Below are 1,316 nucleotides of genomic sequence, written 5' to 3' on the forward strand. Positions count from 1 at the left end.
GAGGCTCGGGATTCACGCACTCAGGGGTTCCCGGGTGCGGTTCAGGTGGAAATGGTGTTCGTACTCTATCGGGCTCTGGTAGCCGATGGATGAATGGAGACGCTGATGGTTGAACCAGTGCACCCACTCGGCGGTCGCGGTCTCAACGGCTTGCCTCGACGTCCACGTGCGGGTCGGATCGGTGTCGATCAGCTCGGTCTTGTAGAGACCAATGGTCGACTCCATCAGCGCGTTGTCGAGGGCGTCGCCCACGGTTCCGATCGAACCGGCGATCCCTGCTTCGGCCAGTTTTTCGGTCAACGCGATGGACGTGTACTGCGAGCCTGCGTCGGAGTGGTGGATCAATCCGTTGGACGTGAACCTGACCTTGCCGCGGCGGCGGGCGAACAGCGCCTGGGCCAGCGCACCGGTCACCAGCGACGCTTCCTTCGACATCGATGCTTTCCAGCCCAGGATCATCCGGGAGGCCACGTCGGTGATGAAAGAGACGTAGCAGAATCCGGCATACGTCCACACGTAGGTAAAGTCCGCCACCCAGACGGTGTTGGGCACGGTGATGTCCCAGCCGCGGTTGACCCGGTCCGGATGCCGGGGCGCTTCCCGGTCCCGGTGGGTGGTCACGGTGCGGTGGCGTCCCCTCACGGCGCCGGCCAGGCCTGCCTGGCGCATCAGCCGGCCCACCCGGTCGCGCCCGATCCGGTGCCCCTGCCGGTTCAGCGCGTGCCACATTTTGAGTACTCCGTAGCAGCCGTAATTCTGCTTATGGACGGTGGTGATCACCTTGGTCATCACCAGATCGGAGGCGGCCCGGGCCGAAAGCGGGCGGGATTTATGCGCGTAGTAGGTGCACGGGGCGATCTTTATTCCGGCGTTTTTGGTGAGAACGCGGCAGATCGGCTCGACCCCGAAGCGGTGCCTGAAAGCATCGATGTACTCAACGATTATTGCCGTGGGCGGTCGAGCTCCGCTGCGAAAAAAGCCGATGCGGTTTTCAGGATTTCGTTGGCCCGCTTCAGTTCCGCGTTCTCCCGCCGCAGCCGGCGCAGGTCGGCGGCCATATCGCTGGTCACCCCGGGGCGGTCCCCGGCGTCGACCTCGGCCTTCCGCGACCAGGTCCGCAACGTGTCTTCCGGAATCCCGACGATCTTGGCCACGTGCCTGATCGTGGCCGCCTTGGACTCCTCCTGGTGCTCCGCGCGCCGCTCCATATACAGGCGCACGGCACGGTCCTTGAATTCCTGTTCGTACTTGATTCCGCTGGTCATGATTCATTCTCCGGTGAGGAAAGAGTCTCTACCAGACCCAGTACGGTTCAC

At 63.4% G+C, this 1,316-nt stretch carries 1 pseudogene and 1 other annotated feature; the pseudogene reads right to left on the bottom strand.

The annotated features are described in order from the left end of the window. Positions 1-12 precede the first annotated feature (12 nt). Positions 13-1,265 (bottom strand): annotated as a pseudogene (locus tag E4J89_RS19290) (IS3 family transposase). Beyond that, positions 850-981: a sequence feature (AL1L pseudoknot), on the bottom strand. Its footprint overlaps the pseudogene before it by 132 nt. Positions 1,266-1,316 lie beyond the last annotated feature (51 nt).

It is taken from the genome of Arthrobacter sp. CAU 1506, from assembly GCF_005047635.1.
In the GTDB taxonomy this organism is placed as follows: Bacteria; Actinomycetota; Actinomycetes; order Actinomycetales; family Micrococcaceae; genus Crystallibacter.